Raw genomic sequence first — 7,447 nt, forward strand, 5'->3', positions numbered from 1 at the left:
CGGAGCAGCGCCAGTTCGTCCTCGGCCGCGGTGCCGCGCTCGGCCAGTAATCCTTCCAGTGCCCGCAACCAGTCGTGGTAATACTGCTCGGGCTCATCTGCCGTGCCTGCCGCGGCCGAGCGGCGACGTTCCGCGGCCAGCGCTTGTGCCCACTCGGCCCACGTAAACAGGCCACGGCCGTTGAGGTGGACGGTCAGCGCGAAGGCCTGAGCCTGCCAGGGCGCCTGGAACGGGGGCTCGTTATCAATCCGCATGGAGATACGCCTCCCAAAGATCCAGCATGACGGTATCCTTCGCCGCGGCATCAGGGCCCCAGAGGGCGCGGGCGGGGAACTGCACGGTGTAGAGATGTCCCGGTTGCTCGCCCTGGAAATGGGCGTTGGTGTCGGGGAAGACATGGGCCCCGTGGTGGCGCAGCACGATGCCGCCCTGGCCACGGGCATAGCGCGGCAGGCGCGTGTGGCCTGCCGGGTGGCGGTTAATGGTCCGGATCCGATCCCCGACCCGGAAGCGAGGTGGCGTATCCACTTTTCGCTCGGTTGGGCCGCCGCGGCGCAGCGCACTCCGGGCGCCCTCGGCGTCGACGGGCGGTGTGAACGAGCCGTCGGCCGGTTCACCACTGCGCAGTTCCTCCTCCGTGAGGAGGTCGGTTTCCACCATGAGCCGCTCCAGGGCGTCGATCCAGCGCTCGTAGTAGGTCAGGGTCAGGTATTTTGCCGGATGCATCGCCTCGCGCGCCCGGCGACTGGCATCGATATTCCAGCGTCCCCACGCGGCTGTCGCCACCGTTAGCGCCATCGCGCGGTCGTACCACTCGGGATGCGGGTGGGCGTCGTCCTTGTCCGGAACTGGCCCGAAGCCGTGCATACCGCCGAGATCGTGTGCGCCGTTCATGGGGCATCTCCCGCCTGTTCCGGAGTCAGCGCGAGCCCGGTACCGACCATGGAGTCGCGCGTGACCAGTGTCGCCAACGCCTCCTCGGTCCAGCCATGGGTGCCCGCCGGGCGTTGCGGGATGACCAGGTAGCGGATCTCCGCGGTACTATCCCATAGGCGCACTTCCACCTCGTCGTCAAGTCGGACGCCGAACTCCTCCAGCACCGCTCGCGGTTCCCGGACGGCCCGTGCCCGGTAGGCCTCGGATTTATACCACCCCGGCGGGATTCCCAGCACCGTCCACGGGTAGCACGAACACAAGGTGCAGACCACCAGGTTATGCACGGAATCGGTGTTCTCGAGCGCCACCATATGCTCACCCTGGCGGCCTTCGTAGCCAAGGTGGGCGATGGCAGCGGTGGCATCGTCCAGGAGCCACTGCCGATAATCCGGGTTCGCCCAGGACCGGGCCACCACCCGCGCGCCATTGCGGGGGCCGACCCGGTTGGCATAGGTGTCGATAATGGTCTCCAGGGCGCCCGGGTCGACGAGGCCCTTGCGGGTCAGCAGCGACTCCAGCGCCTGCACCCGCAGGGCCGGGTCCGGGGGCACGTGGCTGTGCTCGCGGTGTGGTGTGTCATTACCGTGCTCGTGACTCATCGGCGGATCCCTTCAGGGTGTACGGTCTCCCCCAAACAATAAACCTTCTGTCGGTGTTGTCGATACCGCGGCCGGCGTCCCGCTGCGGCGCTGAGCCGCGTCAAATGATCCGTTTACCGGGCGCTTCCCCGGGCTCTCTGGAGCGCGTATCAGCCCTTCACATCAGCATGAAATTCAGTACAATGCGCGATTCACCGCAGCAGTGGATTTCCGCTGTCCGGGCAGTTGTGAGGGATAGTCAAACCATGGTTACCATTCGTCTGGCACGTGGCGGCGCCAAGAAAACCCCTTTCTATTATGTGGTTGTCGCTGACAGCCGTGTGGCGCGCGACGGCCGGTTTATTGAGCGTCTAGGGTTCTTCAACCCGATCGCCCGCGGTCAGGAAGCCGAAAATCCGCTGCGGCTGAATCTCGAGCGCGTGGACCACTGGCTTGAGCAGGGTGCAAGGCCCTCCGAGCGGGTCGGCCACCTGATCAAGCAGGCCCGCAAGGAGCAGCAGGTCAGCGCCTTAGCGAGCGAATGACGTCGCGGGTGGCCCGCGTTGGCCGATGACGACGCCAGGCTCATCGTCCTCGGGCGCGTCTCCGGGATCTTCGGAACCGAAGGCTGGGTCCGGGTGTACTCGTATACGGACCCGCGTGAGAACATTCTCGGCTACCCGCACTGGCATGTGCGCGTCGATCGGCAATGGCAGCGGCTGACACTCTCGGATGGACGCCGGCAAGGGAAATCGGTGGTTGCGCACCTTGTTGGCTACGACGATCGCGAACAGGCCAGGGCGCTGATGGGATGCGAGATCGCGTTGCCCCGCGCCGAACTGCCAGCGCCACCAGAGGGTGAGTACTACTGGGCCGACCTTCAGGGTCTGCGTGTACGTAACCGCGATGGCGTGGACCTCGGTACCGTGTCGCATCTGGTGGAAACCGGCGCGAACGATGTGCTGGTCGTGCAGGGTGATCGGGAACGACTGATACCGATGGTCGTCGAGAAGTTCGTTTTGCGGGTCGATCTGGACGCGGGCGAAATGGACGTCGACTGGGATCCTGATTTCTGACGACGCCATTGCCCGCGGAGTGAGCATGCGCGTTGACGTCATCACGCTGTTCCCGCAGTTGGTGCAGGCCGTTGCCGACTACGGTGTGACCGGGCGCGCGGCCGAGCGCGGCCTCCTGGAACTGGTCACCTGGGATCCCCGCGAGGATACAACCGACCGGCACCGGAGTGTCGATGATCGCTCCTACGGGGGCGGGCCGGGAATGGTCATCAAGGTGGAACCGTTGCGCACGACGATCCGTCGCGCGCGCAACGCGGTGGCAACCCCGGCAGCGGTGATCCACCTGAGTCCGCAGGGCCGGGTGCTGAACCAGGCCAGCGTGCGGGAACTCGCGCAACGGCAGCGATTGATTCTGCTGTGCAGCCGCTATGAAGGTGTTGACGAACGGTTGCTGGAGTCGGAAGTGGACGAAGAACTCTCGATCGGGGACTTCGTCCTCAGTGGCGGCGAGCTTCCCGCAATGGCCGTGATCGACGCAGTCGTGCGGCTGTTGCCGGGTGCCCTGGGCCACGAGGCCTCGGCGGCGGAGGACTCCTTCACGGACGGGGTGCTGGATTATCCGCACTACACCCGTCCGGAAGCCATTGACGGCCAGCGGGTGCCGAGCGTTTTGCTCGGCGGTGACCATCAGGCCATTGCCCGTTGGCGGCGCAAGCAGGCCCTGGGCCGCACCTGGCTGCGACGGCCCGAACTGCTGGCGGGGATGGAACTGGACGCGAACTCTCGCAGCCTGCTGCGGGAGTTTATCGACGAATATCGAACCGACGACCGGTACAAGCCGGTCTGAAACCGGCAGAGGATAGCGGCATGACCAACATCATTGACGAGCTCAACAAGGAACATATCGAGGCGCTGGGCCGCAATGTGCCGAAGTTTGGCCCGGGTGATACCGTGCAGGTGCAGGTGCGGGTCCGGGAAGGCAACCGCACGCGGCTGCAGCCGTTCGAGGGAGTGGTCATTGCCAAGCGCAACCGTGGCCTGGACTCGGCCTTCACACTGCGCAAGGTGTCCCACGGCACCGGCGTGGAGCGCGTCTTCCAGACCTACAGCCCGTTGATCGAGAGCATCAAGGTCAAGCGCAAGGGCGATGTCCGCCGCGCCAAGCTCTACTATCTCCGGGGCTTGAGCGGCAAGGCCGCGCGCATTCGGGAAAAGGTCTGATCGCGGACGCCTATTCCCCGGCGCTGGCCCCCGCCCGATCGCAGCCCGTCAGTGCAGTCACTGGCGGGTGGTCGCGGGCGCGTCTGTGCGACCAGTTGTTCAACCGGGCCAGAATCGGCCCACCAGCGCCCGGCGTGCTTGCTGGCCAGGTTCGCTGATCAGCGCCACTCCAATTGCGGCAAGCACGATCCCACCCCATGCGGCCGCTGGCATCACCTCAGCGAGCAACAGCCAGGCGAGCAACGCCGACAGCGGTGGCACCAGGAAAAACAGTGCCGATACGCGGGAGACCAGTCCGCGCCGCACCATGGCCAGCAGCAGCGTGACGGCGATCAGCGAGTTACAGATCACGAGATAGCCCAAGGCGATGAGAAACTCGCCGGTCCAGGCGACGCGCAGTGGTTCAAGAAGCCACGCGGCCGGCATCATGACCGCAAAGCCGAGCCCGCACTGGATGATGTTGGCGGTTACCGGATGCTGAGCCACACCGAAACGCTTCTCGTAGAGCGTGGCCGAAGTCATCGCCAGCAGCGCACACACAGCGAACGCGATACTGATCAGTGACGTGGCCCCCACCTCCATGCGCGAGGTGATCACGATGACCGCCCCGACAAGCCCGAGGGCCAGGCCGAGCCAGCCCTGGAGGTTCACCCGCTCACCCACCAGGGGAGCGGCCAGCAGGCCCACGACGATTGGGTGTAGCGAGGCGATCAGGGCCACCGCGCCTGCCGATAAGCCGTGTTCCAGCGCCATGTACACGCCACCGAAGAAAAAAACCTGAATGCACGCGCCAACGACACTCACGTGCAACCATTCGGCCGGGGATCGGGGAAGCTCGGGCCTGAGGATCAGAAGCAGGGGCAGCAGCGCGGCGACGACCAGGAAATAGCGCAGGGCGAGGAGCGTCAGCGGATCGGTGTGCGCGAGCGCCATGGCTGCAAAGACAAATCCGCTGGCCCACAGCAGCAGGAAGAGGATCGGCGCGCCCTTCAGGGCCTGATCGAGCCGCTGGCGATTCATGCACTGTCCGTCGCGAAAAGCGGTTGGCCGGTGAGTCCCCGCCCAATCGGCCCGCCATTTTCGCTATCATGACGCGGCAAGGACAACGCCGAACATGGCCTCGCGGTTGCATCACGGGCCCAGCGGCGGGTACACGGTCTTGTTTTCATTCGCACGAACTCCCGCGTCTGGAGGAGAGCACTCCCATGAAACGCATTCTGGGGCTGTCCATTGTCGCATTGCTGTTTCCGCTCGCCGTTATTGGATCGGAGGATGGAGAAAAACTGCGCGCGTACCTGGAACGTACCTGCGCCTTGGCCGGCGCCGGTGAAGAGACCGAGCAGCACGCGGCCTGCATGGCGGAGAAGCGGGAGTCCTACCAGACCACAGTGGCTGGCATCCGGGAGGATTTCGAGGCGACCTGCGCCGAAGAAGACAGCAACGATGACGCCTTGAACGCCTGCCTGCGTGCGGAAGGCGACGCCAAGGCGGCGGAATTTCAAGCGCACATCGCGGCGATCGAAGAGGACCCCCGGGTACAGAACCTGCCAGATTTGCATGACCCCCTGTCGGACTTGTGTTCCCTGGCCCTGGAGCAGGAGCCAGGCAGTGCCTCACACGAGGTTTGCATTGCACTGCACGCCATGCGATACGCCTCCTTTGCCGAGGCGGTCGTCGAGGAGCTGAACGACAATCCGGCGCTCGACGGGTTCTGATTGAGACACACCGGCCGCGCCCACCCGGCTTCCTGGGACTTGCCCGTGCACTGACCCGAGGTCGGGATTCACACTGTTGGCCGTGAGATGAACGATTTTGCCGGCCGGTATCGCCATGCGCCGGCAGACGGGCGTTGCCGCGCCTGCCGGGATGGGCCGGCGTGCTTATTCCATGGTCGGCATGACGAACGCGGAGCCGCCCGCTCGTACCCCCTTGGGCCAGCGCGCCGTGACTGTTTTCATCTTGGTGTAGAAGCGCACACCGTCGGGCCCATGCATGTGCAGCGGCCCAAACAGCGAACGCTTCCAGCCGCCGAAGCTGTGGAACGACATGGGTACGGGGATCGGCACGTTGATGCCCACCATGCCGACCTGAATATCAGTGCTGAATTGCCGCGCCGCATCGCCATCGCGGGTGAAAATGGCCGTGCCGTTACCGAACTCGTGCTCGTTGATGAGTTCCACTGCCGAGTCATAGTCGGGTACACGCACCACGCAGAGCACCGGACCGAAGATCTCTTCTTTGTAAATCCGCATCTCAGGCGTGACGTGGTCGAACAGGGTGCCGCCCAGGAAGTAGCCGTTACTGCCGGGGAAGTCGCGCTTGCGGCCGTCCACGGCCAAGGTGGCGCCTTCCTGCTCGCCCAGGTCGACATAGCCGCGTACCTTCTCCAGGTGCTCCTTCGTGACCAGTGGCCCCATCTCCAGGCCGGTTTCCTCGAGCCCGTTGCCAACGCGCAGGTTCTCCACGCGCGGCTTGAGGTGCTCCACCAGGGTGTCCGCGACCTCGTCACCCACCGCCACAGCCACGGAAATGGCCATGCAGCGTTCGCCCGCGGAGCCGTAAGCGGCGCCCAGCAGGCCTTCCACGGCCTGGTCCATGTCGGCGTCGGGCATGACCGCCATGTGGTTCTTGGCGCCGCCCAGCGCTTGCACGCGCTTGCCGTGGGCCGATCCGGTTGTGTAGATGTACTCGGCGATGGGTGTGGAGCCGACGAAGCTCACGGCGGCGACGTCCGGATCCGTCAGCAGCGTGTCCACCGACTCCTTGTCACCGTTGACGACGTTGAACGCACCGTCCGGCAGGCCGGCCTCCTTGAGCAGCTCCGCCATGACCATCGAGGCCCCGGGATCCTTCTCGGAGGGCTTGAGGACGAAGGTGTTGCCGCAGGCGAGAGCAACCGGGAACATCCACATGGGCACCATGGACGGGAAATTGAACGGCGTGATGCCGGCGCAAACGCCCACCGGCTGCATCATGCTGTAGCTATCCACTTTGCCGCCCACGTTCAGGGAGTGCTCGCCCTTGAGCAAGTGCGGAATGCCGCAAGCGAACTCGACAATCTCCAGACCGCGGGTCAGCTCGCCGCGCGCGTCCTCGATTACCTTGCCGTGTTCGGCGGTGATCAGGCGGGCGATCTTCTCGAAGTTTTCCTCGATCAGCGCCTTGAAACGGAACATCACGCGGGCACGGCCCAGCGGCGTGACGGCGGACCAGCCGGGCAGTGCCGCCTTGGCGGCTTCGATCGCCTCGCGGGTTGTCGCCTTGTCCGCCAGTGCGACCTGCGCGGTAATCTCGCCGGTGGCGGGATTGTTCACGTCCAGCATGCGGTCGGAGGCCCTGCTGGTCGCCTGGCCGTTGATGTAGTGCCCAATGTGCAGGACTTCTTCAGTGGCGGTTCTTACCTGAGACATGATCCTCTCCTCCTGTGGCCAATGGAGCTTTTTGCCGGACAATCTGTGCGCCCCATGGCCGTGATTGGTCAACAGAACGCTCGTATTGATAACATCTTGTGGCGTATGGGTGGATTGACGAAATCGCCCGGTTAATGGACGATCTTTGCAAAAGTCTAGGACTATGGGGTTCCCATGACCGGTCCGTCTGATTGGCCGCTGCCTCCCGACGGCGTTCGCTTCATGGTGCCGTACTTCCTGCTGCAGCGGTTGGCGACACACATGCTGACCTCGGGCCTGTACCCGC

At 64.8% G+C, this 7,447-nt stretch carries 10 protein-coding genes; 5 read left to right on the forward strand and 5 right to left on the reverse strand.

Going from position 1 to position 7,447, the window contains the following annotated elements; genetic code table 11:
• The 3 genes from QZT63_RS18275 to nthA all read right to left on the reverse strand — a co-directional run.
• Window positions 1-254, reverse strand: a 254-nt coding sequence (locus QZT63_RS18275) for a nitrile hydratase accessory protein (protein WP_290653227.1), incomplete at its 3' end; no start/stop codon positions are given.
• Window positions 244-894, reverse strand: coding sequence for a nitrile hydratase subunit beta (nthB, locus tag QZT63_RS18280; RefSeq protein WP_290653229.1), 651 nt, complete (start codon window positions 892-894; stop codon window positions 244-246). The genes QZT63_RS18275 and nthB, both read right to left, overlap by 11 nt.
• A complete protein-coding gene (gene nthA, locus QZT63_RS18285; protein ID WP_290653230.1) occupies window positions 891-1,535 on the reverse strand; it encodes a nitrile hydratase subunit alpha in 645 nt (214 codons plus the stop codon). The genes nthB and nthA overlap by 4 nt, the downstream gene beginning before the upstream one ends.
• A 245-nt stretch (window positions 1,536-1,780) precedes the next feature.
• Between nthA and rpsP the strand changes: the two genes are divergently transcribed.
• The 4 genes from rpsP to rplS are packed head-to-tail and all read left to right on the forward strand — an operon-like array spanning window position 1,781 to window position 3,751.
• Window positions 1,781-2,059: a 30S ribosomal protein S16 gene (gene rpsP, locus QZT63_RS18290; protein WP_290653231.1), complete on the forward strand. Its 279-nt coding sequence runs from the start codon at window positions 1,781-1,783 to the stop codon at window positions 2,057-2,059.
• Window positions 2,060-2,077: 18 nt separating this feature from the next.
• The gene (rimM, locus tag QZT63_RS18295; protein WP_290653232.1) at window positions 2,078-2,590 is read left to right on the forward strand and encodes a ribosome maturation factor RimM; all 513 of its coding nucleotides are present in this window, start codon (window positions 2,078-2,080) and stop codon (window positions 2,588-2,590) included.
• Between the two features lie 25 nt (window positions 2,591-2,615).
• Window positions 2,616-3,377 carry a tRNA (guanosine(37)-N1)-methyltransferase TrmD gene (gene trmD, locus QZT63_RS18300; protein WP_290653233.1) on the forward strand — a complete coding sequence of 254 codons (762 nt, stop codon included), beginning with the start codon at window positions 2,616-2,618 and terminating at the stop codon, window positions 3,375-3,377.
• A 20-nt stretch (window positions 3,378-3,397) separates the two neighbouring features.
• Window positions 3,398-3,751: a 50S ribosomal protein L19 gene (rplS, locus tag QZT63_RS18305; RefSeq protein ID WP_290653235.1), complete on the forward strand. Its 354-nt coding sequence runs from the start codon at window positions 3,398-3,400 to the stop codon at window positions 3,749-3,751.
• Between the two features lie 99 nt (window positions 3,752-3,850).
• Here the strand turns inward: rplS and QZT63_RS18310 are convergent, their stop codons facing one another.
• A complete protein-coding gene (locus tag QZT63_RS18310; protein ID WP_290653237.1) occupies window positions 3,851-4,771 on the reverse strand; it encodes a DMT family transporter in 921 nt (306 codons plus the stop codon).
• Window positions 4,772-4,956: 185 nt separating this feature from the next.
• Here QZT63_RS18310 and QZT63_RS18315 point away from each other — a divergent pair, with 185 nt between their 5' ends.
• A complete protein-coding gene (locus tag QZT63_RS18315; protein ID WP_290653238.1) occupies window positions 4,957-5,466 on the forward strand; it encodes a hypothetical protein in 510 nt (169 codons plus the stop codon).
• A gap of 165 nt (window positions 5,467-5,631) precedes the next feature.
• Here the strand turns inward: QZT63_RS18315 and QZT63_RS18320 are convergent, their stop codons facing one another.
• Window positions 5,632-7,161: a CoA-acylating methylmalonate-semialdehyde dehydrogenase gene (locus tag QZT63_RS18320; RefSeq protein WP_290653240.1), complete on the reverse strand. Its 1,530-nt coding sequence runs from the start codon at window positions 7,159-7,161 to the stop codon at window positions 5,632-5,634.
• Window positions 7,162-7,447 lie beyond the last annotated feature (286 nt).

The sequence above is a fragment of the Aquisalimonas sp. genome, from assembly GCF_007120195.1.
Taxonomy (GTDB): domain Bacteria; phylum Pseudomonadota; class Gammaproteobacteria; order Nitrococcales; family Aquisalimonadaceae; genus Aquisalimonas.

What these genes read in the sequence shown, in the direction of transcription:
- trmD (WP_290653233.1), top strand. Translation starts at nt 2,616, where the DNA reads ATGCGCGTTGACGTCATCACGCTGTTCCCGCAGTTGGTGCAGGCCGTT.
- rpsP (WP_290653231.1), top strand. Translation starts at nt 1,781, where the DNA reads ATGGTTACCATTCGTCTGGCACGTGGCGGCGCCAAGAAAACCCCTTTC.
- QZT63_RS18315 (WP_290653238.1), top strand. Translation starts at nt 4,957, where the DNA reads ATGAAACGCATTCTGGGGCTGTCCATTGTCGCATTGCTGTTTCCGCTC.
- QZT63_RS18320 (WP_290653240.1), bottom strand. Translation starts at nt 7,161, where the DNA reads ATGTCTCAGGTAAGAACCGCCACTGAAGAAGTCCTGCACATTGGGCAC.
- nthA (WP_290653230.1), bottom strand. Translation starts at nt 1,535, where the DNA reads ATGAGTCACGAGCACGGTAATGACACACCACACCGCGAGCACAGCCAC.
- rplS (WP_290653235.1), top strand. Translation starts at nt 3,398, where the DNA reads ATGACCAACATCATTGACGAGCTCAACAAGGAACATATCGAGGCGCTG.
- nthB (WP_290653229.1), bottom strand. Translation starts at nt 894, where the DNA reads ATGAACGGCGCACACGATCTCGGCGGTATGCACGGCTTCGGGCCAGTT.
- QZT63_RS18310 (WP_290653237.1), bottom strand. Translation starts at nt 4,771, where the DNA reads ATGAATCGCCAGCGGCTCGATCAGGCCCTGAAGGGCGCGCCGATCCTC.